The 22,430-nt window shown below is 68.3% G+C and carries 37 protein-coding genes, 1 tRNA gene and 1 pseudogene; 22 read left to right on the forward strand and 17 right to left on the reverse strand.

The genetic code is table 11. The features are described from left to right. Window positions 1-113: 113 nt before the first annotated feature. From ACLBYB_RS04625 to ACLBYB_RS04685, 13 genes are all read right to left on the reverse strand, one after another. Window positions 114-2,531, reverse strand: a complete 2,418-nt coding sequence (locus ACLBYB_RS04625; RefSeq protein WP_447698018.1) for a DUF3987 domain-containing protein — start codon at window positions 2,529-2,531, stop codon at window positions 114-116. Next, on the reverse strand, window positions 2,531-2,923 hold the full coding sequence (locus ACLBYB_RS04630) for a DUF6511 domain-containing protein (RefSeq protein ID WP_447698019.1): 393 nt from the start codon (window positions 2,921-2,923) through the stop codon (window positions 2,531-2,533). Before ACLBYB_RS04630 ends, ACLBYB_RS04625 begins: the two co-directional genes overlap by 1 nt. Then, entirely contained in the window at window positions 2,923-4,869 is a 1,947-nt protein-coding gene (locus ACLBYB_RS04635) for a DEAD/DEAH box helicase family protein (RefSeq protein WP_447698020.1), read from the reverse strand. Before ACLBYB_RS04635 ends, ACLBYB_RS04630 begins: the two co-directional genes overlap by 1 nt. Next, window positions 4,866-5,147, reverse strand: coding sequence for a hypothetical protein (locus ACLBYB_RS04640; RefSeq protein WP_447698021.1), 282 nt, complete (start codon window positions 5,145-5,147; stop codon window positions 4,866-4,868). The genes ACLBYB_RS04635 and ACLBYB_RS04640 overlap by 4 nt, the downstream gene beginning before the upstream one ends. Next, window positions 5,144-5,290, reverse strand: coding sequence for a hypothetical protein (locus ACLBYB_RS04645; RefSeq protein ID WP_447698022.1), 147 nt, complete (start codon window positions 5,288-5,290; stop codon window positions 5,144-5,146). Before ACLBYB_RS04645 ends, ACLBYB_RS04640 begins: the two co-directional genes overlap by 4 nt. Beyond that, window positions 5,287-6,213, reverse strand: a complete 927-nt coding sequence (locus tag ACLBYB_RS04650) for a DNA-methyltransferase (protein WP_447698023.1) — start codon at window positions 6,211-6,213, stop codon at window positions 5,287-5,289. Before ACLBYB_RS04650 ends, ACLBYB_RS04645 begins: the two co-directional genes overlap by 4 nt. Further along, window positions 6,210-7,616 (reverse strand): helicase-related protein, encoded by a 1,407-nt coding sequence (locus ACLBYB_RS04655; RefSeq protein ID WP_447698024.1) that lies wholly within the window; start codon window positions 7,614-7,616, stop codon window positions 6,210-6,212. The genes ACLBYB_RS04650 and ACLBYB_RS04655 overlap by 4 nt, the downstream gene beginning before the upstream one ends. After that, window positions 7,613-8,587 (reverse strand): oxidoreductase, encoded by a 975-nt coding sequence (locus ACLBYB_RS04660; protein ID WP_447698025.1) that lies wholly within the window; start codon window positions 8,585-8,587, stop codon window positions 7,613-7,615. Before ACLBYB_RS04660 ends, ACLBYB_RS04655 begins: the two co-directional genes overlap by 4 nt. Window positions 8,588-8,735: 148 nt before the next feature. Next, complete coding sequence (locus ACLBYB_RS04665; protein WP_447698026.1) at window positions 8,736-9,269, reverse strand: DUF669 domain-containing protein; 534 nt, start codon at window positions 9,267-9,269, stop codon at window positions 8,736-8,738. A 29-nt stretch (window positions 9,270-9,298) separates the two neighbouring features. Further along, entirely contained in the window at window positions 9,299-10,105 is an 807-nt protein-coding gene (locus tag ACLBYB_RS04670) for an ATP-binding protein (protein ID WP_447698027.1), read from the reverse strand. An 80-nt stretch (window positions 10,106-10,185) separates the two neighbouring features. Beyond that, the gene (locus ACLBYB_RS04675; RefSeq protein WP_447698028.1) at window positions 10,186-10,698 is read right to left on the reverse strand and encodes a hypothetical protein; all 513 of its coding nucleotides are present in this window, start codon (window positions 10,696-10,698) and stop codon (window positions 10,186-10,188) included. Beyond that, the gene (locus ACLBYB_RS04680) at window positions 10,695-11,054 is read right to left on the reverse strand and encodes a hypothetical protein (RefSeq protein ID WP_447698029.1); all 360 of its coding nucleotides are present in this window, start codon (window positions 11,052-11,054) and stop codon (window positions 10,695-10,697) included. Before ACLBYB_RS04680 ends, ACLBYB_RS04675 begins: the two co-directional genes overlap by 4 nt. A gap of 199 nt (window positions 11,055-11,253) precedes the next feature. Beyond that, window positions 11,254-11,445: a hypothetical protein gene (locus ACLBYB_RS04685; RefSeq protein ID WP_447698030.1), complete on the reverse strand. Its 192-nt coding sequence runs from the start codon at window positions 11,443-11,445 to the stop codon at window positions 11,254-11,256. Between the two features lie 19 nt (window positions 11,446-11,464). On the opposite strand from ACLBYB_RS04685, the gene ACLBYB_RS04690 reads away from it, so the two are divergent. Continuing rightward, window positions 11,465-11,698, forward strand: coding sequence for a hypothetical protein (locus ACLBYB_RS04690; RefSeq protein ID WP_447698031.1), 234 nt, complete (start codon window positions 11,465-11,467; stop codon window positions 11,696-11,698). Window positions 11,699-11,712: 14 nt separating this feature from the next. Here the strand turns inward: ACLBYB_RS04690 and ACLBYB_RS04695 are convergent, their stop codons facing one another. Continuing rightward, window positions 11,713-11,847, reverse strand: coding sequence for a hypothetical protein (locus tag ACLBYB_RS04695; RefSeq protein ID WP_447698032.1), 135 nt, complete (start codon window positions 11,845-11,847; stop codon window positions 11,713-11,715). Window positions 11,848-11,889: 42 nt separating this feature from the next. Then, window positions 11,890-12,105, reverse strand: a complete 216-nt coding sequence (locus tag ACLBYB_RS04700; RefSeq protein WP_447698033.1) for a hypothetical protein — start codon at window positions 12,103-12,105, stop codon at window positions 11,890-11,892. Window positions 12,106-12,141: 36 nt separating this feature from the next. Between ACLBYB_RS04700 and ACLBYB_RS04705 the strand changes: the two genes are divergently transcribed. After that, the gene (locus tag ACLBYB_RS04705; protein ID WP_447698146.1) at window positions 12,142-12,876 is read left to right on the forward strand and encodes a LexA family transcriptional regulator; all 735 of its coding nucleotides are present in this window, start codon (window positions 12,142-12,144) and stop codon (window positions 12,874-12,876) included. A 240-nt stretch (window positions 12,877-13,116) separates the two neighbouring features. Here the strand turns inward: ACLBYB_RS04705 and ACLBYB_RS04710 are convergent, their stop codons facing one another. After that, window positions 13,117-13,374, reverse strand: coding sequence for a hypothetical protein (locus tag ACLBYB_RS04710; RefSeq protein WP_447698034.1), 258 nt, complete (start codon window positions 13,372-13,374; stop codon window positions 13,117-13,119). Between the two features lie 206 nt (window positions 13,375-13,580). On the opposite strand from ACLBYB_RS04710, the gene ACLBYB_RS04715 reads away from it, so the two are divergent. The 20 genes and pseudogenes from ACLBYB_RS04715 (at window position 13,581) to ACLBYB_RS04810 (ending at window position 22,283) form a co-directional block, all read left to right on the forward strand. Next, the gene (locus tag ACLBYB_RS04715; RefSeq protein ID WP_447698035.1) at window positions 13,581-13,706 is read left to right on the forward strand and encodes a hypothetical protein; all 126 of its coding nucleotides are present in this window, start codon (window positions 13,581-13,583) and stop codon (window positions 13,704-13,706) included. 3 nt (window positions 13,707-13,709) lie between these two features. Next, window positions 13,710-13,925, forward strand: coding sequence for a hypothetical protein (locus ACLBYB_RS04720; RefSeq protein WP_447698036.1), 216 nt, complete (start codon window positions 13,710-13,712; stop codon window positions 13,923-13,925). After that, a complete protein-coding gene (locus ACLBYB_RS04725) occupies window positions 13,922-14,230 on the forward strand; it encodes a hypothetical protein (protein ID WP_447698037.1) in 309 nt (102 codons plus the stop codon). The genes ACLBYB_RS04720 and ACLBYB_RS04725 overlap by 4 nt, the downstream gene beginning before the upstream one ends. After that, window positions 14,230-14,502, forward strand: coding sequence for a hypothetical protein (locus ACLBYB_RS04730; RefSeq protein ID WP_447698038.1), 273 nt, complete (start codon window positions 14,230-14,232; stop codon window positions 14,500-14,502). The genes ACLBYB_RS04725 and ACLBYB_RS04730 overlap by 1 nt, the downstream gene beginning before the upstream one ends. Continuing rightward, entirely contained in the window at window positions 14,499-14,621 is a 123-nt protein-coding gene (locus ACLBYB_RS04735) for a hypothetical protein (RefSeq protein WP_447698039.1), read from the forward strand. Before ACLBYB_RS04730 ends, ACLBYB_RS04735 begins: the two co-directional genes overlap by 4 nt. Then, a pseudogene (locus ACLBYB_RS04740) lies at window positions 14,618-14,821 on the forward strand (helix-turn-helix domain-containing protein); the annotation flags it as partial. The gene ACLBYB_RS04735 and the pseudogene ACLBYB_RS04740, both read left to right, overlap by 4 nt. A 150-nt stretch (window positions 14,822-14,971) precedes the next feature. Continuing rightward, entirely contained in the window at window positions 14,972-15,658 is a 687-nt protein-coding gene (locus ACLBYB_RS04745; RefSeq protein ID WP_447698147.1) for a hypothetical protein, read from the forward strand. Beyond that, the gene (locus tag ACLBYB_RS04750) at window positions 15,655-15,798 is read left to right on the forward strand and encodes a hypothetical protein (protein WP_447698040.1); all 144 of its coding nucleotides are present in this window, start codon (window positions 15,655-15,657) and stop codon (window positions 15,796-15,798) included. Before ACLBYB_RS04745 ends, ACLBYB_RS04750 begins: the two co-directional genes overlap by 4 nt. Further along, window positions 15,795-16,256, forward strand: a complete 462-nt coding sequence (locus ACLBYB_RS04755) for a hypothetical protein (RefSeq protein WP_447698041.1) — start codon at window positions 15,795-15,797, stop codon at window positions 16,254-16,256. The genes ACLBYB_RS04750 and ACLBYB_RS04755 overlap by 4 nt, the downstream gene beginning before the upstream one ends. Beyond that, window positions 16,249-16,614, forward strand: a complete 366-nt coding sequence (locus tag ACLBYB_RS04760) for a hypothetical protein (RefSeq protein WP_447698042.1) — start codon at window positions 16,249-16,251, stop codon at window positions 16,612-16,614. The genes ACLBYB_RS04755 and ACLBYB_RS04760 overlap by 8 nt, the downstream gene beginning before the upstream one ends. Window positions 16,615-16,757: 143 nt before the next feature. Further along, complete coding sequence (locus ACLBYB_RS04765) at window positions 16,758-17,051, forward strand: hypothetical protein (RefSeq protein ID WP_447698043.1); 294 nt, start codon at window positions 16,758-16,760, stop codon at window positions 17,049-17,051. Window positions 17,052-17,275: 224 nt separating this feature from the next. Beyond that, the gene (locus ACLBYB_RS04770) at window positions 17,276-17,689 is read left to right on the forward strand and encodes a hypothetical protein (RefSeq protein WP_447698044.1); all 414 of its coding nucleotides are present in this window, start codon (window positions 17,276-17,278) and stop codon (window positions 17,687-17,689) included. Beyond that, window positions 17,689-18,033, forward strand: coding sequence for a hypothetical protein (locus ACLBYB_RS04775; protein WP_447698045.1), 345 nt, complete (start codon window positions 17,689-17,691; stop codon window positions 18,031-18,033). The genes ACLBYB_RS04770 and ACLBYB_RS04775 overlap by 1 nt, the downstream gene beginning before the upstream one ends. A gap of 74 nt (window positions 18,034-18,107) precedes the next feature. Then, window positions 18,108-18,572, forward strand: a complete 465-nt coding sequence (locus ACLBYB_RS04780) for a hypothetical protein (protein WP_447698046.1) — start codon at window positions 18,108-18,110, stop codon at window positions 18,570-18,572. A gap of 3 nt (window positions 18,573-18,575) precedes the next feature. Beyond that, the gene (locus ACLBYB_RS04785) at window positions 18,576-19,832 is read left to right on the forward strand and encodes a hypothetical protein (RefSeq protein ID WP_447698047.1); all 1,257 of its coding nucleotides are present in this window, start codon (window positions 18,576-18,578) and stop codon (window positions 19,830-19,832) included. A gap of 118 nt (window positions 19,833-19,950) precedes the next feature. After that, window positions 19,951-20,082 (forward strand): hypothetical protein, encoded by a 132-nt coding sequence (locus ACLBYB_RS04790; RefSeq protein ID WP_447698048.1) that lies wholly within the window; start codon window positions 19,951-19,953, stop codon window positions 20,080-20,082. Continuing rightward, a complete protein-coding gene (locus ACLBYB_RS04795; RefSeq protein WP_447698049.1) occupies window positions 20,079-20,471 on the forward strand; it encodes a hypothetical protein in 393 nt (130 codons plus the stop codon). The genes ACLBYB_RS04790 and ACLBYB_RS04795 overlap by 4 nt, the downstream gene beginning before the upstream one ends. Further along, window positions 20,461-20,688, forward strand: coding sequence for a hypothetical protein (locus ACLBYB_RS04800; protein WP_447698050.1), 228 nt, complete (start codon window positions 20,461-20,463; stop codon window positions 20,686-20,688). The genes ACLBYB_RS04795 and ACLBYB_RS04800 overlap by 11 nt, the downstream gene beginning before the upstream one ends. Beyond that, on the forward strand, window positions 20,685-20,927 hold the full coding sequence (locus ACLBYB_RS04805; RefSeq protein WP_447698051.1) for a hypothetical protein: 243 nt from the start codon (window positions 20,685-20,687) through the stop codon (window positions 20,925-20,927). Before ACLBYB_RS04800 ends, ACLBYB_RS04805 begins: the two co-directional genes overlap by 4 nt. A 198-nt stretch (window positions 20,928-21,125) precedes the next feature. After that, window positions 21,126-22,283 carry a tyrosine-type recombinase/integrase gene (locus ACLBYB_RS04810; RefSeq protein WP_447698052.1) on the forward strand — a complete coding sequence of 386 codons (1,158 nt, stop codon included), beginning with the start codon at window positions 21,126-21,128 and terminating at the stop codon, window positions 22,281-22,283. Window positions 22,284-22,316: 33 nt separating this feature from the next. On the opposite strand, the gene ACLBYB_RS04815 is transcribed toward ACLBYB_RS04810, so the two are convergent. Continuing rightward, a tRNA-Pro gene (locus tag ACLBYB_RS04815) sits at window positions 22,317-22,393 on the reverse strand. Window positions 22,394-22,430: the final 37 nt, after the last annotated feature.

Consider the following 22,430-nt stretch of genomic DNA (forward strand, 5'->3'; position numbering starts at 1 on the left):
CCCCTTTGTGATCCGAGGGCAAAAAGGGTCGTACCCCTCTCGATCGGGGGTCAAAAAGAAACCCGCCTGCTGGCGGGTTGAAGGCGACTAGTCGGCTCTGCTCCATCCATCCGTCAGGTGACATCTTCGGTCTCGGCAAGGAGGCGATAGGACTTCTTCGGTCGGCCGCCGGTCTGCTCCTCTAGCAGCTCGACTTGGCCACTGGTCACGAGCGAGGCCATGACGTCTTCGAGATCGCGAGACTTCAGCCGGTTGTCGACGCGCCGGTAGATCTCGCTTCGGGTCAGGACGCGCCCTGCCTTGCGGAGGTGCCCGAGCACCAGCTTGGCGTTGGCCTGAAAGTCCGTCTCGGCCATGTTCTCGCGCATGCCGGTGACGAACAGATCGATGGACCAGTCGACTAGACGCCTCGCGAACAGCATGTCGCCCTCGTCGACGATGCACCCTTCGAGACCGTCGTCCGCGTAGCGGCCGCAGGCGACGATCAGGGCGACGCGCTTCGTCATCTCGGCCCCGCGCACCCACGCCTCGAACAGCGGATCCCGATCCGCCCGCTCCATCATCGCCTCGTCCCGGTCGCGGCACTCGGCGAGGATGGCCTCGGCCGCCGGCGTGAGTTCGATGACTCGCATCTCCGGCGGGCGGTCCGGGTCCTGGATAGAGCTGGATGGCGGAACGAACCGCCGGGGGTCGACGCCGGGCGGCGGCACATCCTGGAAGGCGAACAGGCGCCGCGCCGAAGCGATGAGCGCGTCAGGCACCACTTCCTCGGGGAGCCGGGGCTTGCGCCCGCGGACCCGCTGGAATCGCGGCAGCACCAGGAAGCGGTTCAGGAAGCCACCCGCGAGCAGCTTCGCCTTGAGGTGCTCGTAGAAGCTCGTCGGCGTGGTCGCGCCGAAGAACGACATGCTCGGATGCTTGATCTGAATGTCCCCGCGCGTCGTGGTCGAGTTCGGCGAGAACGTGCCGGTAAGGCGGCCCCACAGGGTGCAGTAGTCCTGCACCAGCTCGCGCTCCTGGGCGTTGGCCTGCCGGGCGCCGGCCCGCGCCAGCACCTTGTCCACCTCGTCGATGATCTGGACCTGCACAGGCCGCTCCGCGAGCCTCATCGCGAGCGAGGCCGCCGACGAGGCGGCGCCGGTGTGCAGCCGCTCGGGCGAGACCGCGTCGAGGATCTGACGCATCGCCTCCTGAGACCGCTCCTTGCCCGACCCGGTGCCGGCGATGGCCAGCTGGTAGAGCGCCGTCCCGGACAGCGGCCGCCCGCAGTAGACGCGCCGGCCGACCAGCGTGCCCACCACGGCCAGCGCCGCGCCGATCGCGAACAGCCGGATCGGCTTCGGACTGGTCGCCTCGATCCAGTCGGCGATGTCTCCGACCAGCCCAGGCACCTGGAGGTACTCGTCCGGGAAGTCTCGAGGATCGCCGGCAGGGCCATTCGATGAGGCCACGTTAATTTCTGGCGGGACGTTCGTGGCGGCCGGGGCCTCGTCAATGATCTCGCCGGTCTCGGCGTCGATCAGCACGCCGTCGCGACGCTCGACCGCGCGAGGCGCGATGTCCACCGCGATCGTCTCGCCAAAGCCGACTCGATCGGCGAGCCACATGAATGCCTGATCGAGCTCCAGCCCACGGGCGCACATCACGAGGTCGAGCGGGGTGTACGGCCGCTCGCCGTCATGGAAGTCGCGAATGCCGTCCTGGTGGATCTTAAGGTTCTGACCGCGCTTCTCCAGCGACCGGCCAGTGTGCGACGGACGCCACGTCGGCACAGCCACATAGCCGCCACCGCGCCGCTTGAGCTTGTAGAGGCCGAGATCCGGCACCCACGCGCCGAGGTCGTCCATGGCGAGATTGTTGAGGCGGCGGTGCGGGGCCTCCTCGCCGGCCGGCGTCTCCCGCCGAGGCGGCGGCGCGGTCTCGGCCTCGTAGCCGAACGGCTTCAACGCCTCGGCGAGGGCGTCGCCGATGTCGTCGTCGATCCACGGCAGGTCGTCCGGGTCGACCGCGTCGAGGGTCTCGGTCCGGGTCCAGCGGTAGGGCTGGCCGGTATCCGGATGCACAGTCGGCGGAAGCACCGTCTGCGTCCCGGGCCCGAGCAGGTCGAGCACGCGGCGCAGCACGCCGTCCGGGCCTCGCACGTTGAACCGGCGCGTCATGAACCCCGGGCCTGCCCGGTAGAACAGCGTCTCGCCCTTCTGCCCGGCCTTGCCGACCATCGAGACCGGCAGGACGGCGAGGATCGCCGCCATGATGTCCGGGTCGTCGGTGTCGATGTCTGCCGAGACCGTACCGCGCGAGGCCGGGCCGTGCGCGACGCACACCCCGCCGTTCGAGGCCGACCATTGGTCCACCTCAATCTCGATCGGAAGGCGAGCCGCGGCGCGCGCGGCCCAGTCGTCCATCCCGCGCCAGTCGCCGCCACCGAGGGGCAGGCCCGGGCGCTTCGTGCCGGGGATGATGGGCAGTGCCGCATAGCCTCGCTCGACGAGGCTGGCACCGATCTGTGCGTAGGGTCCTGCGCTCATCATCAGAACGGGGCCGCCCGCTCCATGTAGTGCCGCCGCAGGGAGGCCTCGAACCCGACAATGACCTGGTGCAGGAAGGTGGCCCACTCCTCGGCGGTGAGGCTGGCCAGATCCGTCTTGCCCAGGCTGTCGAGGTACGCGCCGGCCATCTCGCCGGCCTCGTCTCGGGCCTTCTGTTCGTAGGCGTCCAGTTCGAGCGTCGGCATCGCGTACACCACCTTTGCGACCTGCTGGCAGGCGGGATCGTCACACATCCAGAGCACGGGCTTGCCCTGCTGCCCGGCCCATCCGAATCCGGTGTTGGCCCGGCGGCGGCACACGCCGCAGATCACCGGTTCCGGGTCGCCCTTGACCCGAGAAACGGCCGTCGAGCCGTCGAGCATGGTGGCGGTCATCAAAACACCACCTCCGCCATGGCTTCCTCGTAGGCGCGATTGATGTTGGCCATGGTCGCGCTGTCGCCGCCGGCATCGGGATGGTGCTCCCGAGCGAGTTGGCGGAACGCAGCCTTGATCTCGGGCACATCGGCGTCTCGGTGCAGTCCGAGCACGGTCCACCACGACGCGCTCTCGCGCGCCTCGATCGGGCGGAAGACGTAGCTCGCGACCCTGGCCAGCTCCTCGGGATCGAAGCGGCGGCCGACGACGCGGGTGAACTTGCCGTCCTGCTTCGTGACAATGTCGCTGGGCTGAGCGACCTCGCCGTCCACGCACCGCGCCAGCGCCTCCTCGACCGTGGCCGGGGTCGGCTGCTGGCCGCGCATGTCGCGCCACCACTTCTCCGCCTTGGCCCGGGCCACGCCTTCGTGCTCGAAGCACACCCACTCCGAGTGCCAGACGAGACCGCATCCGTAATCGACGCGCAGGGTCGGCGGGGCGTCGGGGTCCTGGCGCTTCGTGTGCCGCCGGAACTCGACGTCCTTCACCTTGATCCACGGGTTCACCTGCGCAGCCGGCGTGCTGCGCTGACCCGACATGATGACGGCCTCGGGATCTGCCTCCGGCTCATGGGGCGGCCTGGGCTTCTCCCACTCGAACCCGCAGGCCGGCGTCGTGCACACGAAGGCGTCCAGCGCGACCAGGGTGAAGCAGTTCGGGCAGACCTTGGCGCGGATGTCGTCGGGCTTCACCGCCACATCGTCCCGAGGCCCAGCCCCGCGCCGGCCGGGGTCGGCCGAGACCTGCACCGCGTCGACCGGACCGTGCCGCAGGACGTTGCCGGCGAAGTCCAGCACGAGGCAGTTGGGCTTGGTCGAGCCCGCGATGGCCGCGATGCGCTCCTCGGCGGTCACCGCGTTCGGATCGAAGCCGGCCGGGTAGACCGGCCGCGTCCCGCGCCCGCAGATCTGGATGTAGAGCCCGCGCGACAGCGTCGGCCGCAGCATGGCGATGAGGTCCACACCGGGCACGTCGAAGCCCGTCGTGAGCACCATGGCGTTCGTCAGGCACCGGATCCGGCCCTCTCGAAAGCCCGCGATGATCCGGTCTCGCTCGGCAGCCTCGGTGTCACCCGTGATCGCCTCGCACCGGACCCCGCGGCGGCGCATCGCGTCCCGGACGTGGTAGGCGTGCTCGACCCCGGTGCAGAACACGAGCCAGGACCGGCGGTCGTCGCCGAAGCGGATGATCTCGTCGCAGGCGCCTTCGGTCACATCCTCCCGGTCGACCGCGCGCTGCAGCTCGCCGTCCACGAACTCGCCGCCGCGCCGCGCGACCTTCGAGACGTCGATGCCGGTCAGCGTCGCCTTCGAGATCAGGGGCGCGAGCCAGCCGTCGGCCACGGCATCGCCGATCCCGTAGCTGTAGACGACGCGGTCGAAGATCCGGCCGTCGCCCTGGTCGAGCCGCCCGGAATCGAGCCGGTAAGGCGTGGCAGTGAACCCGGCCACGCGGAGATCCGGGGTTCGCTCGCGCAGGCGCTCGATCAGGGTCCGGTACATGCCGGCGTCGCGCCCGGGCACGAGGTGCGCCTCGTCGATCACCACGAGGTCGCGCTGGCCGAGTGAGAACCCGTCGTCGCCCTTTACGGACTGGATCGAGGCGAACAGGATCTGGTGCCGGCGATCCTTGCGTCGCAGGCCGCTGCAGTTGATGCCGATGCTCGCGCTCGGCCGGACCCGGCGGAAGGCGTTGACGTTCTGGAGCACGAGCTCGCGGCTGTGCACCAGCGACAGCACCCGCATGTCCGGGTACTCGGTCAGGACCTCGTCAATCAGACCGGCGATGCACACCGACTTGCCTGTGCCGGTGGCGAGGTCGACCAGCGGGTTCCCGCCGCCGTCCCGCCAGTAGTCCAGCAGGGCCTGGACGGTCTCGATCTGGTAGGCGCGCGGCTGGATCATGGCGTGGCCCCGCCGGCAGCCTTGTCCGCCGCCTCGCGCCGGCTGCGCCAGTACGCGGCCATGATGGCGGCCTGCCGCTTCGCCGGCAGGGACCGGAGCAGGGCCAGCGCCCGTGCGCGGCGGACCTCGCTATGGCAGTCGCCCAGTGCGAGCCGCGCCTCGTAGACCTGCGGTTCAGCGAACTTCGCTAGCACGGCGTCGAGGCGCACGCAGGCAGCGCCGCGCGTGTAGACGCCGAGATCGCTCGGCGCGAAGCATGGATGCTCTGCCAGGGTCACGGCGCATCCTCCCCGGAAGCGAGGGCGTCGGCCGCGATCTCCAGCGCGGTCTGAGCCGCGTCGGGCAGGTCGAGGCTCAGCACCTCCACGATCTCGCGGAGGGCGTTGGCGTAGAGCGTGATGAGGATCTCGGGCGCGGTCATGCCGAGGCCCGCGCGTCGAACAGGTCGGCCGAGCCGCCCAGACGCTCGGCCTCGCCGAGGTACTTCACGGCCTGCCGGTAATAGCTGTCCTTCAGCTCGGTCCCGATAAACCGCCGCGCATGCCGCAGGGCGGCGTAGCCCTCGGAGCCGATGCCCATGAACGGCGAGTAGACCGTCTCGTTCGGGTTCGAGTATTGCCGCACCAGCCGCTCGGTAAGGTCCAGCGGCATCGGGCAGAGGTGCTTCTCGGCCTCGCTGTCCCGAGCGACCCGGACGTTGAGCACGTCGGTCTCGTCGGTGTCGCGCCAGATGCCGTTCGTCATCCAGATCGGCTGAGCGAGCTCCTGCCACGTCTCCAGGGGGTGCTCGGCCGGATCGTGCAAGACCGGCGGCGTTGCCTCCATGCCTGGCGCCCATTTCCGGAACACCACGATGTACTCGGGCAGGCCGCCGCCGGTACGGGCCGCATCGGTGCGGAAGTTCTTGTAGAGGAGCCGGTCCGACTTGGTCTTCTGCATCTCCCGGACTGGGCACCGGTCGATCGTGATCCGGCGGTGATAGGTCCAGCCCTCCTCGACGTGGGTCCGGATGCATGCGCCGGTAAAGTCGCGAATGCCGCGGTCGCCCTTCTCAGAGGCGTTCGAGTAGAAGACGAGATCCTTGACGTGGATCGCGGTGAGCCGGCCCGGCTTCGTCACCCGCAGCAGCTCGCGCACGAGGTGCCGGTAGGTGGCCTGAAACTCGTCGTCCGAGCCGACGTTGCCCATGTCGCGCTCGCTCTCGCTGTAGATGTAGAGCGAGCTGAACGGCGGGCTGTAGACGGACAGATCAATGCTGTCGTCGGGCAGGTCGGAGGTGAACTCGACGCAGTCCGCGTTGTAGGCAGCGAAGCGCTGGCCGTGGTGTGACGCAAGCACGTTCATGGCAGCATCCACGCCGGCAGGCGTGCTCCCTCATGTGGCTGGTAGGCTTCGAGGACGCGATGCGAGCGGGCGGCGCGCGCCATGGCGGCCGCCATCTCTCGCTTCATCACGGCGTGGTCGCCGCTCTTGCGGTTCACCACATCCCAGATCGACGCCTCGGTATCGGCGCAGATCACGTGGACGTGGACCGGCCGGGGCTGCCGGAAACGCCAGCAGCGGCGCACGGCCTGGTAGAAGCTCTCGTAGGAGAACGAGAGGCCCATGAAGGCCATCCGCGCGCAGTGCTGCCAGTTCAGGCCGTAGCCGGCGATGCTGGGCTTGGTGATGAGGATGCGGGTCTCACCGGCGGAGAACGACGCCAGCCGCTCCTCCTTCACGTCGATCGACATCGACCCGCGGACCTCGACCGCCTCGGGCAGGATCTCGCGCAGCGCGTCGGCGTCGTAGTCGGTCTCGACCCAGATCACCCAGGACTCCCCCGGCTCGGCGCGCACCAGCTCGGCGGTGCGGACAGCGCGATCGTCCTTCGTGAGGCGCTTCTCCTGATGGATCGAGGTCGCCGAGGTGCTCGGGATCCGGAATAGCCGGGCCTGCCCGTCGCGCTCCTCGCCGGCATCGACGCTCCGGTCCGCCTCGACGATGTGCCGCTTGATGAGCAGCTCGGGCATCTCGAACCCGGCATCCGAGAAACCGAGATCCGAGGGCTTGGAGACGCACCGCGACCACGACGCGACCCAGTCCCAGAACGGGCGCACGGCGGGCCGCTTGAGGCGGTAGCGGCCAGCGTTCGCCTGATCGGCGATGAACCAGCGCGACAGCATCTCCGGCGGCCGCATCACGCCCAGGAACTCGGAGTGCTGGCCGAGCTCGGTGTGGTCGTTCGGGGCCGGGCTGGCGGAGCACGGCAGTCGGTACGGCGTCCGGGCGAAGGCCTCGATCAGCTTCCGGGTCGTCTTGCCGGTGAAGCTCTTGAGGATCGAACTCTCGTCGAGGATCACCGCGCCGTAATCGTCCGGGTCGAACCGGTCCAGGCGCTCGTAGTTCGTGATGGCGATGCAGGGGCGCTCCGGCGCAATGCCGAACCGAGACAGGCGCGCGTCGACCCCGAGGCGCGCCGCCTCCTGGCTGTGCTGAGCGGCCACCGCGAGCGGTGCTAGCATCAGCACGGGCTTATTGGTCCGACGCACGATCGCGTCGCCCCAGGCCAGGGCCAGCGCCGTCTTCCCCAGTCCGGTGTCGTAGAACGCGGCAGAGCACCCGGTGCGAAGGGCGAACTCCACGCCGTGCTTCTGGTGATCAAACAACGAGTCGATCAGGTCGCGGCTGCCGACGTCGCTGAAACCCCGCGGCTCGAAGGTCACGCGCTTGCGCGAGATCAGGTCGTGGTAGGCGTCGAGGCTCATCGGCTCAGCCCTCGTGCGACAGGAGCGTCGATCCACACGCGGCCGTCGCCGAGGCGGTACGTCACCCGCTCGGCGGCCTCGTCGACGTCGACCTGCTGGCCGGGGACGAGAGCCGGGATGTAGAGGTGGAAGTCGCAGCCCCGCAGCTGCTCGGCGAAGGTCAGGTCGAGGCCGAAGCGCTCGCAGCGCCAAGCGCCATCGTCCCGACCGTCGATCACGGGCGTCGCGTGAAGGCAGGTTCGACAGTGGGCCCGGGCGAACCCATCCTCGTGACAGATCCCGCGCGAAGGGCACCAGCCGCAGACGTAGGCGGCCTGCGCGGCCGGGTCGGCATGCAGCTTCGGCGGCGGGCCTTCGGCGCGCAGGACACGCTCCGCCCGCGCCAGCAGGCGCGCCGCCACCGCCGCGTCGTAGCGGACCCGCTCGGCGTAGAGGGCGTCATCGTTCTTGTTGACCGAGACATACAGCGCCCGGGTCAGGCCGGTGTGATGCATGTAGAACTGCATCTGAGCGAAGTGCCCAGGCTTCGAGGCGGCGACACCGTCCTTGAGCAGATCGCGGAAAGACTTGTCGTTGTGTGACTTGCACTCCAGCACGTGGCGCGTCTTCGGCGCCTCGGGCACGCGCTCGCACTGGCCGTCGAGGTGGCCGCGGAGATGGCCGCCGAGGTTCGCGACTGCCCACTGCCGGCCGGTCGCCGGGTCGACCTCGTCGACGTAGATCCCCGCCGCGCGCAGGTTCTCGATGATGCGCGCTTCCTCAAGGTGGCCGGTTCCGAACAGGCGGAGGCGGCGACCGTCGTAGGCCTCGGGCGCGTGCGCCTTGCGCCAGCCGTACCAGAGCGCCCGGTCGCACTCGGTGCCGAAGCCCGACATGCCGAGGTAGGCACGATCCTCGGAGCGGTGCTCCGCCTCCAGCGCGCCGTAGATCGCCGTCACGGTCGGCGCTTCGATCGCCGGCAGCTCAGCCATGACGCGCCCCCGTGGAGGCGGCCACGTCCAGCTTGAAAGGCAAAGGGGTAGCGGTCATCGTCCGCGGGCCTCGCGCGATGTGAAATCGTCAGGGGTGGATGGGCGGCCGGCTCGAACTTCCAGGGACGGCGCCGGCCGCCCGGCTGCGCTACGCGGCCTTGCCGCCCCAGGGCCGGCCCGCGGGCTTCTGCCCCGCCGCCTGCGCGGGCCTGCTGCCCTGGCTCGCGGCTGCCGGGCGCTCGGCCTCCGGCGCGGGCTTGCCGGCGGGCGGAGCTGACCCGGACAGCGCCGAGAACCGCTTCAGCTCGTTGCCGTCGCCGTACTGCACATCCTTGCGGATCACGACCTGCGCCCGCATCGGCTTGTAGTGCAGCACCTCGCTGTCGGTGAGCTGGCCGCTATGCCCGACCGCATCGCAGATCTGCTTGATCTGCTCCTGCGCGATGCGCTGGGCGGTGGCGTTCGGGTTTTTGAAGTTCAGGTTCACCCACAGCTTCCGGTTCGCGTGCGGGCCGTCCATTACCTCCATGGTCAGCTTGAGGATCTTGCCGGTGCCGGCCTTGGTGTCGATCACATCGCTGTCCGTGACCTGGACCATGTAAGGTCCGGCCGGGAGCGGCTCGAAGTCACCGCGCTCCGGAACGATGCTGTCGACGTCGATTGCTTCGCCGAGATTTGCCATTGCCCTGATCTCCTTCGGGATGTGGCGGGTTACGCCGCCTCAGACGCCGCCAGCGGCTGAGCGGTGTTCGGGAGGTGCTTCGCGAGCTCGGCGTAGCCGGAGCCGCGCGGGCACAGGATCTTGTCGGGGAGGCCGAACCGGTTCTTCGCCACGAAGGCGGGACGCGGTGCGGTGTAGATCCAGCGGTTGCCGCCACCGTCGGCGCGGCTGCGCGACGTGCCGGCCTTGGCCCGCGGGTCGTCGGGCTTGATGGTCACGTCCTGGTTGATGAACAGGATCGCGTCCATCTCGTCCTGGAAGAGCGCGGTGGCGCGCTTCTGCAGGCGGATGTCGTAGCGGGAGTACGCGACCGTCTGCGGATCGTTGACGGTCTCGATCGTCGAGTGCGCGATCAGCACGATCGTCATGCCGCGCTCGCGCCGCAGGTAGTTCAGGCCGGTCAGCAGGTCGCGCCACTGCTCCTCAGCGGCGAGGTAGCCCTTGCCGTAGCCGGGGGCCTCGATCGAGGCCCAGTTGTTCACCTCGCAGGCCTTGGCCCACACCCAAGGCTCGAGCTTGTCGAGGCTGTCGATGATCAGCGTCTGCCGGTCATGTTCCTCGACGATCAGCGCCTGGATGGCATCGGTGACGCCGTCGAGATTGGCCAGCTCCTCGCGCTCGAACCGCGGCGGTGGGTCGGCCAGATCGCTCGGAAAGCCGTCCTCGGTCTGGATGAAGACCGGGTTCGGGAAATCGGCCGCGAAGGTCGTTTTGCCCATGCCGGGCGGGCCGTAGATCAGGATCCGTGGTGCCGCGGCCGATCGGCCCCGCACCAGCGAGCTCAACGAAATCGCCATCTGTGTCTCCTGTCCGTACCTGCTCCTGTGTGTCCGGGCGCGACCGGGGCGGAGATCAGGTGGCGGGCCTGTGCCGGGGTCTAGTCCGGCACCCCGGTCGCGCTCGGTGAAGGCGTCGGCACCAGCAGCTTCTCCCGGCCGTACAGGGCGAGGAGCGCCGCCTCGGCGCGGTTGTGGTGCTTCTTGAGGCCGAAGCTCTTGGCGCTCGCCGGGAACCGGCGCAGCGCGAGACCGCGGCCCATCTCCTTGCCCTCGTCGCCGCCGCGGAGGCGGAAGTACGCCTTCCACGCCTGCGGCCGCACGAGGTGCACGGGGATGTCGAGGAGCAGGCAGGCGACGCGCGCGGTGGCGTAGCTCTGCCCAAAGCTGAAGGCCTGCTTGACCCCGTCACGCGGCTGCGGGCCGACCTCTTCGACCACGGCCAGATCGGGCCTCAGCTCGCGGATCAGCGCCGCCAGCGCGGCCGGATCGACCGTCTTGAGCACGGTCGGCATGTCGTAGACCTCGACCGCGGCGAGTCTTGACGTGTCCAGCAACGCGATGCCGCCGGTCATGCCGGGGTCGATGCCGAGGATGCGCGCCGTCCCGCTCATGCCGGGCCCTTTCCGATCAGTCTCTGGGCGTCCTCGATCGCCGCAACCAGGCGCGCCATTTCCGGAGCGCCAGGAGCGTCGCCACGAGCTCGGCGATACGTCTCCAGTTCATGGGTCAGCCTCCGAATTTCGGATTCGATCTCGCCGACGAGGAGCGCCTCCAGCTTGTCGTGGAGCCACCGCTCGACCCGCTTCAACCGACCCTTACGCAACGACTCCAACGTGCCCGGCGCGCACCCGACGCGGCGCGCGAGGCTCTGGCGCGCGATCGGCAGCTTGCCGACCCGCTCCGTCTCTCGATCTTCGAGCACGCGGGCGATGCCCCGGGTGTCGCTGGAAAAGACGAGGGCGCTCATGCGCACACGCTCCGAGGGATGATTTGTCCCGCACGGAAGGACCATCCGTCCTGCTCCTCTGTGGTCGAAGGGGATCGACCGAGAGGACAGGAGGGGCCCACGTGAAGGTCACGAGGAACAGCGGCAGACGACAGACCGGTCGCACCAAGCTGGCAGGCGCAGGCGACCGGAACGGCGGTGACGCTGGGCAGAACGATGGTCACGGACAGGCCTCCGCGGGTGCGGGGGCCGTTCGCCGTGACGACGAACGGAGCGGCGCGAGGTCGACAGGCCGAACCTTGCCATCGGTGATGCAGTCGATGCGCCCCGCGACGCGGAGCGAGGTGCCGCTGACGCGGAAGCGGAGCTTGCGCACCATCTCGGCCGAGATGTCGCCGATCCGCTCGGCCATGGCGGCGTCCGAGACGCCCTTGATCCTCATCCAGTCGCGCAACAGCATCTCAGGCGACCTTCCGGAGGCTGTGATGCTGGCCGACGTGGTCGCCGCCGTACTGGTCGACCTGCTGGCGGTTCTGCCGGGCCACAAGGGCCTCGCAACCCGCGAGCGCCTCGCCAACCGGCTGCATGGCCGCGGCGACAACGCGACCCAAGGTGGCGAAGTATTCGCCGCGGTCGCGCTGGCGCTGATGCGCCACGAGGTCTGAAGCCGAGTGCGCGGTCATCGAATGAACGCGACCACGATGGCCGCGCCGATCGCGACGATCGCGGAGCAGAGGGGCCCACGGAGCCCGACGACCGCGCCGATGACCACAGCGCACGAGGCCGCGATCGGTGAGACGATGAACATCGACATGCTACGCTCTCCCTGCTGTGATCCGACTGACGGCGGGTCTCCTCACGCGGCCGCTTCCTCTGAGGAGGCGGCCGGCGGGTTGTCGCGGATGAAGGCGCGGATCCGTGCCGCCTTCTCCAGCGTCACAGTGCTTCCGGCCTGCAGCCGACCGACCAGCTTCCCGTCGTTGACGGACTTTCGCCCGAACGTGCTGGCCGCCATCCGTGCGTCACGGATGAAGCACTCAATCTCGCGGAGAAGCTGGCCGGTCTCGCTCATGGCTGTTGAGATAAGGGGCATTTGCCCATCGTGTCAATGGGCATCTGCCATATTGGCGATGGGCAGACCAGTGGGCAGTCTCCCACTATGATTGCAGACCCTGTGCGCCGACGTCTTGAAGCCGAGCTGGAAGAGCAAGGCCGCGACATGAAAGAGGTCTCGCTGGCCGCGGGCCTGGGGGAGACTTACGTCCGCGATGCCCTCAAGCGCGGGCGCGGCAAGCTTGAGAACCTGTTCAAGGTCGCGGCCGTGCTCGGAAAATCGAATGAGTGGCTGATCGGCGTGGTCGAATCAGGTCCCGTCGAGATGAGGGGAAGTTCGACCATCACCATGAAGCCGAACGCTTCGCGTCGGGAGCCGGTCCCGAGCTACGGCCCGCCACTGGATGTTCTCGGCGTCTCTCGCGGAGGGGATGACGGCAAGCTCGTCTACAACGGCCAGGTGATCGAGACGATTCCTCGGCCGCCGCAGCTTGAGAACGTCGACGAGGCTTATGCGACCTACGTGGTAGGCGACAGCATGCGGCCCCGTTTCAAGCCGGGGGAGAAAGTCTGGGTGCACCCGCATCGCCCACCGCGCCAAGGTGACGACGTCGTCGTGCAGTTGCACCCAGAGACAGAAGGCGAGCCCCCCGAGGGGTACATCAAGGAGTTCGTGAAGATCACGCCAAACAGGCTGATCCTATCGCAGCACAACCCAGCTCACGAAATCGAGCTAGACCGACGTTTAGTCAAATCGGTGCACGTCATCGTCGGCTCACTTTACGTGTAGCTTCAATACCAACAGCTTCGAGAGATATGTTCTTACCGAGCCCACCGGCCGCGTAGCAGTCGTGGCACTTCAGTCGGCGCCCAAGATCGCCGAAGGTAGTGCATCCTGCTTCCGACAGATCTCTGAGCCGTTCTTCATTAAGATATCCCATATGCCCGCAATCGTCGCATTGGACCCGGACAGATGGCGTGGTGATAAGTGGTGTAGATAGGCGGGGGTCAACCGGTTTTTTCTTTGCCATCACCACGGAAGCGAACTTTCCAGGTACTCCAGGGGCACGACGCCATTTTGGGCGATGAGCTCGGCATCGGCCCAATCACCTTCGACCGGGTCGCCCGTTCGTGAGAAGGCTACCGCGCCCGCCAGTCCCCCACGTAGCGACTCTACGATCCGCTCGGCCTCTCTGCGCGAATGCACGCGCCTTGGCTCGCCAGGAGCGACGCGCCCCCGTCCGGCATCGCTGAAGGGCTGCACGACGAAATAGGTGAGGCTTGGCACGTCCGACCTCCCGGGCTCCGTTCGCTTGAAGGTTGCATCTTAAGGAACGGAACGGGAACAAAGTTGCCGGCGATCCCCAGATTTTCGCGCAGCCTGTGAATAAGTAGCGATGGGCAAAATGGGGCTTCTGCCCATTTGACCGTTGACAGGGGGCATTTGCCCATTATGCTTTGCCCATCTTCTCTCCCGAGCAGATGGAGCCTCACATGTTGGATGCACCGGCCGACCAAGTCCTCACACTGATCGCCGTCGGCATCATCATGGTCGTGAGCGGCGGCATGCTGATCGTGCGCGATCTGCCGGCCTTCCGTCGCCTCACCGGCGAGGCCTGAGCTGTGGGCCTCTCTCAGATCCTCAAGCGCAACGGCTACGTCGCGCCGTTCGCCGCTGCTCCCGCCCAGCCCGGCACGGTGCTCGACGCCCGCGGCCGCGCCATTCCGTTCCTGATCGTGCCCGGCGTGCTGGGCGTGGATGAGCGGCGCGCCTTTTCGGAGCAGGTCGCGGCACTGCTGAACGGCGAGGCCGCTACCGGTGAGCGGAGGGCGGCATGAGTGCCGAGACCCTCGTCACCGCCGCGCACCGGCTGAACCGGTTCTTCAAGGTCGACATGGCGGCCGGCGGCCTCGTCGTCGACGAGACGCTCGAGGCGCTCCGCATCCTGCAGCGCGAGGTCGAGCTCGCCGAGAAGGGCCACAAGCCGGCCGACGAGCACCTCATGGTGGCTGCCCGCGCCGCCGCCCGGGACCTGCACAGCGACATGACCCGCCACGGCGGCATGGTCGCCGTCTCCACCGAGATCGCCTTCGACACGCTCGACAAGGCGATCCGCGCCGTCGGCGGCCGGGAGGCGGCCTGATGTCGCCCGCCCGCCCGCGCGTCCGCCTGCCCAGCCAAGGCGGCCTGAACCCGACGCTCTGCCCGATCCTGCTGGAGCCGCTGACGCTCTACCACCTCGCTGGCGCGGAGGCCGCGGCCTTCTGGTGCGAGAAGCTCGCGACCGCTTTCCGAGAGTTCCTCGCCGGCCTCGGCCCGCGCCCCGGCGGCGTCGTCACTAAGGACGACCTGAGCAACACGGCCGACTGGCTGGTTAAGGCCGCGGACGCCTTTCGCGAGGTGCGGCCGTCATGACCGCCGCGGACCTCGCCTTCGGCATCAGCCTCGCCCTCGTCGCCGCCATCGCGGCGGCCCTCGCCGTCCTGGCCACGCCGGCAGTCCGGCAGGGCCGCGCCCGCAGGAGAGCCCGATGAACGCTCCCGCTCTCAAGCGCTGCACCGATCTCGACACCCGCATCGGCGAGCGGATCCGCGCCCGCCGCGAGCTGATGCGCCTGAGCCAGACGGACGTCGGCCGGGTGCTCGGCATCTCGTTCCAGCAGTTCCAGAAGTACGAGCAGGGCAAGAACCGGATCAGCGCCGCGAGCCTCCAGCGCGTGGCCATCTTCCTCGGCGTCCCGGTGGCGTCCTTCTACGACGAGCCGGGCCCGGTCCGGGTGCCCGCGCCCCCGACCGTCGCCGAAGCCCGCGCCGCCCAGCGTGCCGCCACCTCCGCGCTTGAGGAAGCCGTGCGCCGCGAGGCCGCTGCGAGGGGGGGAGGCTGCGTGATGGATCGCCCCATCCTGTTCAGCTCGCCGATGGTGCGAGCCCTGCTTGCCGGCCGCAAGACGCAGACGCGGCGGATCCTCACCCGCCTGTCGAAGGTCGGCGCGGTCACCGAGTTCGGTCCGAGCGATACGGCCGGCTACGACTGGCACTTCCGGGACAAGGCGATGCGCTGGCACGACCTGCGCGACGCCGAGCTAAAGGCGCGGCTCCCGTGGCAGATCGGCGATCGGCTGTGGGCGAAGGAGACGTGGTCGTATTGGCCAGTCGAGAAGCCGACGTGCGAGCGCGACAACGTCATCTACCGCGCGACGGATGACGATTGGGAATGCCGCATGTTCGACTGGCGGCCGTCCATCTTCATGCCGCGCTGGGCCTCGCGCCTCACGCTCTTGGTGACGGACGTCCGGGTCGAGCGCCTGCAGGACATCAGCGGATCCGATGCCGAGGCCGAGGGGATCTACACTCGCGGCGCGGTCGGAGATGACCCGCACGCCGACGTGTGGACTTGGCAGCAGGACGGTTGGCACTACCCCCACCCGTGGGACGCCTTCAAGGCGCTCTGGACCAGCATCAACGGCTCAGAGTCCTGGGCTGCATCGCCTTGGGTCGTTGCGGTCAGTTTCGCGGTCGTCGAGCGCAACATCGACGACCTGCCGGTGCCGGTCGCCGGAGCCGCGGCATGAGCCAGCACTTCGCCCTCGGGCTCCTCATCCCCTTCGCTGCCCGCCTCGGCGTCAAGCTCATCAGCCTCTGGCTCGACATCCGTCGCGCTGTTGCTGCCGCTCTCCCCGATAGCTCTGGAGAGCGGGAGGCCTCGCGATGATCCGTCTCTACGACGTGACCTTCCGCATGTGGGGCCAGTCCTACACGCGCCCGGTGTCTGCCCGATCGTCGGCTGCCGCACGCTATCGCGCCTACCTCGATGCCGACCTGAGCATGCCGTTCAGCGAGTACCTGCGGGCTGCGAGCGTGCGGCTGTCGAGCGACGCACCCGCCGACGACGGCTACGGCTACATCCGCCAGGCCTACAAGGTCGATCCCCGCATCGGTCAGCGCGTCACCCTCAGGAACGAGGGCAAGGACTGGGAAGGCCGCGAAGGCGAGATCGTCTACCCGGGCACGTCTCGGCAGTACGTCCACGTGATGTTCGACGACCTCGACAACCCCGTCGTCGTCCATCCGCTCAGCGTCGTGTTCCCCGCTCTCCCCGATAGCGATGCCCTGGCCGCCGGGAAGGCGGGTGAGGGCTCTCACATTCAGCAGGAGCAACGTCATGGGTGAGGCCGTCAAGCCGCCGTGCGAGTCCGGCCGCGTGATGCGGATCATGCTCAGCGAGGCGTTGCGCAAGGTCCTGCGAGAGAAGCCCCGCACTGTCATCGTCGAGAACGTGCCGTGGGAACTGTTCGACGTGCAGTCCGCGCGCGCCCGCTGTGAGGACAACCACGGCCAGACGATCGAAGAGATTTCTAGGCGCGGCGGCTTCGATGCCACCGAGGCTGTCGGCGTCCTCATCGGGCTGGCGTGGGGCGATCTCCGGCACCTCCGCGAGGATCATGCACACCGCATCCTCTACCAGATGATCCACCTGTTCCGCTGCGGCGTGCTCACCGGTCGGCGGTCCATGCAGGAGGCTCCGTGACCTCCCTCGCCCTGGCCGCCGGTCTGCTCGCCTACACCGGAGGAGCTGCATGAGCGAAGACGAGCCCGATCCCATGCAGCAGCAGTGGTGCTGCCTGACGTGCTCGCAGACTTTCCGATGGGGGAAGGTCCGCATGCGGGCCCATGGCCTTCACTGCCCGCACTGCGACAGCACGAACCTACACCCAGCAGACGGCACGACGACTGAACTCGACAGCTATGGAGGCGAGGTTGGCACACTCAACTGACCGGCTGCCGGAAGACGATCCCGACGTGATCGACATGCACGTTGAGCGGATCCTGGCGATGACCCCGGAGGAACTGGACGCAGAGATCGAAGCCATCGGCGAGGACCGCGACCGGCTCCTTGAAGTGGCGAAGCGGGCATACGAGCGCGCGCTAGCGCAGGTTCAGGCCATGCGGCGAGGTCTGTCGTGAGTGCCGCCGTCGCGCTTCTGATGGCCCTCGGCGTCCTGGCGAACGTCGTCGGTGCGCTCTGCATCGTTCTGCCGTGCCTCGCTTGGCTTGGCTTTATGGCCTGGGCGCTGACGGCTCGTGGGCCGGCCGCATGACCGCCTCGACCGCCTCTTGGCTCACCGTCGCCATGGTCGGCGGCACCGCGATCACTGCGGTGACATGGCGCACCACCTCGGAGACCTGACATGGCCAGCGATGGCTTTCCCTACCCCGTCAACACGACCGGCAATTTCGCCGCCGAGCAGCCCTCTGACGAGATGCTGAAGCCGTTCGGCTACGCGCCGGGCGCCTATGACATGCGGTGCTCGTGCGGGAATATAGCCTTCAACATCGACAAGCGGGCGATCCGCTGCCGCTCGTGTGCGGTTGCCGCCTACCGGGACAAGCAGGTCGTTTCGGCCGCTCAATCGCAGCGGATGCAGACCGTCACCGGCCAAGACGAGGCGAAGCGCGCGCTGCTCCTTGATCTGTCTCGGAGCGTCGCTGCCGCTGCCCAGGATGGCCTTCACTTCGAGCACATCGTGTCGGTGCTTGTCCGGCTGCTCGCTCAGGAAGAGCGCCTACTGGAGAGCCAGCGCGCCAACGAGAGGAGCTACTGATGGCCGAGCGACCTGACGACTTCATGCGCCCTCGACCGCTTTCCGAGTGGCACGAGGGCATCGGGGACGTCCTCTGGTGGGTCTTCCCGATCTCAGAGGCGCCGTACTGCGGGTCGCCACTGGACGTCGGCAGAACCTGTAAGATCACGCTTCAGCTCGTCGGCGAAGAGCACGTCCGGCGCACCGATATCGGCGGCTGGCCCGGTTATCACACCCACTGGACGCCAATCCCCTACCCGGATGAGCCCTCCGCGCCAGGCGATGAGCGCGCGAAGCGCGAAGACCCGAAGGGGCTGAGCCCAAAGGGCGCCAGCGCGGTGACCGAAGGTCAGGCGCCCAGATGATCCCCCGCTCAGCAGGCTCAAGGCGGACTTGGCTGCGCTGCCTCATTCGAAATTCCAGCCGATAGGAGAACGCCGTGACCTTGAACGTCCCGAACCTCGACAAGCTCATCGCGCATCTGGAGGCGCAGCCGCCGGAGCGGATCAATATGGCGTTTACGTCCGTCCGACAGCGCCCGGTCGCCGGCGAGTGCGGCTGCATCCTCGCGCACTCGGATCTGCTGTTCGGCGACACGGTTGGATACGAGGCCTTCGACCCCGAAGACGTCGTTCCGAATGACCTCTACATGCCGGACGGCTACTTCGATGAGGGCGAAGGCGTCGTCCGCTACCCCGCCCACCGCGTCATCGCCACCCTCAAGCGCCTCCGCGACCACTACCTCGCCACGGGCGAGATCGTCGTGGACTGGGGACCGGAGCCTTCGTTCGGCGAGCCCTGGGCCGCCCCGCAGGCGACCGAGCTGACGCCGCCAGCTCTTCCTGCCGAGATCACCCGGCTGCTCGCCCCCGAGTCCTCCGCTCTCACCACCTCGGGAGCCTGACCCATGGCCGAAGCAACCAACACAGCCCCGGCCGGAGCGGCGATCCCTCTTCCCGAATGCAAGATCTGGTGCGGCCGCCGCATCTGCGAGGATCGAGGCTGCGACGGCAAATTTCCCGAAGGGGCTCCACCTGCTCTGAATGACACAGAGCTGAGCCAGAGCCTTAGCCGTCTAAGCGCACGTGCTCCTGCCGGCGAGTGGCATCTTGATCCGAATGAGGCACACGACGAGAACGGCGGCCCGGCCGAGGTCATCTGCGATGGCATCGTGACCTACGACGGCGAGGATGATGCGGCTGGACGGATCGCATCGTGCGGTCGCAGGGTCGGTGAATACGTGTGCGCCTTGGTGAAGGCTCACCGCGCTGGCCGCTTGACTGCACCAGCAGCCACATTCCCCCTCGGCGGCGACGATCTCGCGAAGGCCCTGCGCTCGGAACTGGAAAGGCTGAGCGCGGCGGCGACGAGCGGCGAATGGCATCTCGACTTCTTCCCGTTCCGCGACATGGAAAGCGGCGAAGCTCAGTCGCCCCGATGCGAGGGCATCTGCACGCATGACGAGACCGGCGGTCTGGCCGAGGACTTCGTAACCTGCGACGAGCCGGACGCCCGCTTCATCGTCGCTCTGGTCAACGCCTACCGCTCCGGCAAGCTCGTCGCCTCTACAGGATCAGAGGAAGAGACGAAGGGCGAGCCCGTTCAGTGGGGCGACCCGAAGACCGTTGCTGGCCTGATCGCGCAGCTTCGCACCCTGCCACCAGGCGCGCCGATCTACGGCACGTTCCACGGCCCCGACTTTCCAGAGGATGGCCGGCGCCGCACCGGCGTTCGTGGCGTCACCCTGTCCCGCGAGTACGTGAAGGGCCGCTGGATGTCTCGCGACCCCGATGCCGAGTTGCAGCACGTCATCTGGACGAAGCCCGCCAAGCCCGCAGAGATGATCGCATCCGCCCCCTCCCCTGAAGCAGGAGCGGGCGGGGATCTGCGGGAACTGGCTCGCCTGTCCGAGGCCGCCACGCCCGGCGCTTGGTACACCGTCGATACGCCCTGGGGCGACGGCACATGGCTCGTCGCCGGCAGCCCGGATCCGCACGCCGGCACGATGGTCTGCGACTGTCAGGACGTGAACGAGAGCCGGCCGGAAGACGGACCGGACGCAGCTGACGATGCCGCACTCATCGCCGCCAGCGTCAACTTCGTCCGGAGGCTTCTCGCTCGGTCCCGCCCCCTTCATGCCGGCGCGGAGGTGCGAGGTGCCTAAGCTCTATGTCACATACAGCCTGAGCACCGCCACGGGGACAGGTGTTGGCCGCGCGGCGGTAGAGGCTGGGTGGACCGGCGGAGGCGAGCCACCTGCCTTTCGGTGGTCAGAGATCGAGATGATCGAGAAGCAGGTTCTCGCTGACGCTAGGACGCGGGATCCGAGCATCACCAACATCTTCCTGCTCGACTGGAAGTGGCTCCGCGACGAAGCCCCCTCCCACGCCCCGATCACGGAGGAGGGAGAATGACCCCCGCCGCCGAGACCGGCCGGACGGACGAGGAGATGCGGGCCGAGATCCGCAAGGCCATCGTCGCGGCGATGCCGGAGAACATTCCGCTGCGGGGCCGCATGGCGCGGTCGATCATGGCCGCCGTGGTCGACCCCTTGCTCTCGGAAGCCGCCCAACTCCGCTCCCGTCTCCTTGAGGCTGAGAAGGGCGCCGAGGCGATGCGGGAAAGGTGCGCCCTTGAGGCTGATCGACACCACGACCTAGCAATCGTCGCACGCGACCAGTGCGGAGAGGAAAGCATTGGAGGCGCCCGATGGGACCTCGCGCGCGTGTGCCTGCGAGACCTCGCCTACCTTCTTCGGGAACTGCCCCTCAACCCGAACCAGGAGGCTGGCGATGGCCGCTAAGAACCTGCTCTCGTACCCTCGCAAAGCCTGGGTCATCCCGAACGGGAGCGGGATGCTCTGGACTGATCGGATCTTCGACACCGAGGCCGAGGCACAGGCCCATGTTGACGCCTACTGGGCGGAAGCCGGCTGGACGATGCCGAAGCACAAGCCTGTCGAGGCCTCAGTTCGCGTCTCCGCGAAGCTCGCTCTCCTGACGCAGGAGAAGAGCCGATGAGCCAGCCGGATCCTCGTATCACCCTGCAGGACTGCCTACGCGCAGCCTTCGCGGCAACCCTTCGCGGCGACTATGTTGAGCGGGACCGCTGGTGCGCTATCGCCGAGACGGCGTTCGCCACCGGCACAGAAGCTGGCGCCGAGAGCATGCCGCTCAACACGCCGATTTCAGAAGCCGCTCTGGCCGCCAAGGCCGCCCCTCTCCCCGACAGTGACACAGGAGGCAAGGGTGCCGCGTAGCGTTCGCATCCCGGACCGAGACCAGATCACCGACGACACGCCGCTGCACCTCGAGACCGCGGCCGCTCTCGCCTTCCCGGATGGCGCTGTGTCGGGCCTCGCCTTGCGGAATGCGGCGGCCCGTGGCGAGTTGGAGCACATGCGGATCGGGGGGCGAGTCCTGACCACCCTCGCCTGGATCAGGGAGTTCATGGAGCAATGTCGGCAGAAGCCAAAGGGCCGCGCCTCTGGTGGCGCCGCGGCACCAAGGGCCCCGACGGCAAGCGCCGAGACGGCTACTGGATCATCAAGGACGACGGAGGAGTCCGGATCAGCACTGGCGTCCGCTCGGCTCGCGCTGGAAAGGCTCCGGAAGCCGCCCAAGACGCCCTCGCCCGCTACATCATCGAGAAGCGCGAGGTCCCGCGCGAGCGCCACCGTTCTGCGGATGCCGTCAAGATCGCCGACGTAATCGCGATCTACGCGACCGACTGCGCGCCGAATCAGGCGCGTCCGCACGAGGTGCGCGGGCGCCTCGACGCGCTGCTGTCGTTCTGGGGCGAGAAGACGCTGTCCGAGGTGACGGGCCGCTCCTGCCGGGAATACGCGACCTTCCGCGCGAAGCCGGTCGCCCGGCGCGAGCTCGAGGACCTGCGCTCGGCCATCATCCACCACCGCCGCGAGGGGCTGTGCCGCGAGGTGGTCGAGGTGGTGCTCCCGGAGCGCGGCGCTGCGCGCGAGCGCTGGCTGACGCGCTCCGAGGCCGCCCGGCTGATCCGGTCCGCGTACCGGTACACCGAGACGAAAGGTCCCCGCCGCGGCCAGCACACCCGGCGCCATGTCGCCCGGTTCATCCTGGTGGCGCTCTACACCGGCACGCGGGCCGGCGCGGTCTGCGGCGCCTCGCTGGGCAAGGTTTCGAGCGGCTCCGGCTGGATCGACCTCGACCGGGGCATCTTCTTCCGGCGCGGCGCCGGCCAGCGCGAGACGAAGAAGCGCCAGCCGCCGGCCGAGCTGCCGGTGCGCTTGCTCGCGCACCTCCGCCGCTGGCACGCGCAGGGATCCACGCACGTCGTCGAGTGGAACGGGAAACCGGTCGGCACCGGGATCGAGAAGGCGTTCCGGCGCGCCGCGGAATCGGCTGGCCTGCACGACGTCACCCCGCACACGCTCCGCCACACCGCCGCGACCTGGCTGGTGGCCAACGGCGTCCCGCTGGAGAAGGCCGCCGACTTCCTCGGGATGACGGTCGAGACGCTGGACCGGGTCTATCGACATGCGACGCCGGGCTTCCAGAAGGAGGCCGCGGAGGCCATCACGCGCAAGCCAACCGGTACACGATCCGGTACACGGATCGCGAGGCCCGCAGGCCGATGATCGCGTAAGTGATTGTAGATGCGGGAAGAAGAATGGTCGGAGTGGCAGGATTTGAACCTGCGACCCCCACGTCCCGAACGTGGTGCGCTACCAGACTGCGCTACACTCCGAAGGCCGTCCTGCGTGTCCGCCAGGGCCGGCGAGCGG

It is taken from the genome of Methylobacterium sp. D54C, from assembly GCF_053345595.1.

Coding starts and splice junctions, on each gene's coding strand:
- ACLBYB_RS04625 (WP_447698018.1), bottom strand. CDS start 2,531: ATGATGAGCGCAGGACCCTACGCACAGATCGGTGCCAGCCTCGTCGAG.
- ACLBYB_RS04630 (WP_447698019.1), bottom strand. CDS start 2,923: ATGACCGCCACCATGCTCGACGGCTCGACGGCCGTTTCTCGGGTCAAG.
- ACLBYB_RS04635 (WP_447698020.1), bottom strand. CDS start 4,869: ATGATCCAGCCGCGCGCCTACCAGATCGAGACCGTCCAGGCCCTGCTG.
- ACLBYB_RS04645 (WP_447698022.1), bottom strand. CDS start 5,290: ATGACCGCGCCCGAGATCCTCATCACGCTCTACGCCAACGCCCTCCGC.
- ACLBYB_RS04650 (WP_447698023.1), bottom strand. CDS start 6,213: ATGAACGTGCTTGCGTCACACCACGGCCAGCGCTTCGCTGCCTACAAC.
- ACLBYB_RS04655 (WP_447698024.1), bottom strand. CDS start 7,616: ATGAGCCTCGACGCCTACCACGACCTGATCTCGCGCAAGCGCGTGACC.
- ACLBYB_RS04660 (WP_447698025.1), bottom strand. CDS start 8,587: ATGGCTGAGCTGCCGGCGATCGAAGCGCCGACCGTGACGGCGATCTAC.
- ACLBYB_RS04665 (WP_447698026.1), bottom strand. CDS start 9,269: ATGGCAAATCTCGGCGAAGCAATCGACGTCGACAGCATCGTTCCGGAG.
- ACLBYB_RS04670 (WP_447698027.1), bottom strand. CDS start 10,105: ATGGCGATTTCGTTGAGCTCGCTGGTGCGGGGCCGATCGGCCGCGGCA.
- ACLBYB_RS04675 (WP_447698028.1), bottom strand. CDS start 10,698: ATGAGCGGGACGGCGCGCATCCTCGGCATCGACCCCGGCATGACCGGC.
- ACLBYB_RS04680 (WP_447698029.1), bottom strand. CDS start 11,054: ATGAGCGCCCTCGTCTTTTCCAGCGACACCCGGGGCATCGCCCGCGTG.
- ACLBYB_RS04685 (WP_447698030.1), bottom strand. CDS start 11,445: ATGGCCGAGCGGATCGGCGACATCTCGGCCGAGATGGTGCGCAAGCTC.
- ACLBYB_RS04695 (WP_447698032.1), bottom strand. CDS start 11,847: ATGTCGATGTTCATCGTCTCACCGATCGCGGCCTCGTGCGCTGTGGTC.
- ACLBYB_RS04700 (WP_447698033.1), bottom strand. CDS start 12,105: ATGAGCGAGACCGGCCAGCTTCTCCGCGAGATTGAGTGCTTCATCCGT.
- ACLBYB_RS04705 (WP_447698146.1), top strand. CDS start 12,142: ATGGGCATCTGCCATATTGGCGATGGGCAGACCAGTGGGCAGTCTCCC.
- ACLBYB_RS04715 (WP_447698035.1), top strand. CDS start 13,581: ATGTTGGATGCACCGGCCGACCAAGTCCTCACACTGATCGCCGTCGGC.
- ACLBYB_RS04725 (WP_447698037.1), top strand. CDS start 13,922: ATGAGTGCCGAGACCCTCGTCACCGCCGCGCACCGGCTGAACCGGTTC.
- ACLBYB_RS04730 (WP_447698038.1), top strand. CDS start 14,230: ATGTCGCCCGCCCGCCCGCGCGTCCGCCTGCCCAGCCAAGGCGGCCTG.
- ACLBYB_RS04735 (WP_447698039.1), top strand. CDS start 14,499: ATGACCGCCGCGGACCTCGCCTTCGGCATCAGCCTCGCCCTCGTCGCC.
- ACLBYB_RS04750 (WP_447698040.1), top strand. CDS start 15,655: ATGAGCCAGCACTTCGCCCTCGGGCTCCTCATCCCCTTCGCTGCCCGC.
- ACLBYB_RS04755 (WP_447698041.1), top strand. CDS start 15,795: ATGATCCGTCTCTACGACGTGACCTTCCGCATGTGGGGCCAGTCCTAC.
- ACLBYB_RS04760 (WP_447698042.1), top strand. CDS start 16,249: ATGGGTGAGGCCGTCAAGCCGCCGTGCGAGTCCGGCCGCGTGATGCGG.
- ACLBYB_RS04765 (WP_447698043.1), top strand. CDS start 16,758: ATGGCCTTCACTGCCCGCACTGCGACAGCACGAACCTACACCCAGCAG.
- ACLBYB_RS04770 (WP_447698044.1), top strand. CDS start 17,276: ATGGCCAGCGATGGCTTTCCCTACCCCGTCAACACGACCGGCAATTTC.
- ACLBYB_RS04775 (WP_447698045.1), top strand. CDS start 17,689: ATGGCCGAGCGACCTGACGACTTCATGCGCCCTCGACCGCTTTCCGAG.
- ACLBYB_RS04785 (WP_447698047.1), top strand. CDS start 18,576: ATGGCCGAAGCAACCAACACAGCCCCGGCCGGAGCGGCGATCCCTCTT.
- ACLBYB_RS04790 (WP_447698048.1), top strand. CDS start 19,951: ATGATCGAGAAGCAGGTTCTCGCTGACGCTAGGACGCGGGATCCGAGC.
- ACLBYB_RS04795 (WP_447698049.1), top strand. CDS start 20,079: ATGACCCCCGCCGCCGAGACCGGCCGGACGGACGAGGAGATGCGGGCC.
- ACLBYB_RS04800 (WP_447698050.1), top strand. CDS start 20,461: ATGGCCGCTAAGAACCTGCTCTCGTACCCTCGCAAAGCCTGGGTCATC.
- ACLBYB_RS04805 (WP_447698051.1), top strand. CDS start 20,685: ATGAGCCAGCCGGATCCTCGTATCACCCTGCAGGACTGCCTACGCGCA.
- ACLBYB_RS04810 (WP_447698052.1), top strand. CDS start 21,126: ATGTCGGCAGAAGCCAAAGGGCCGCGCCTCTGGTGGCGCCGCGGCACC.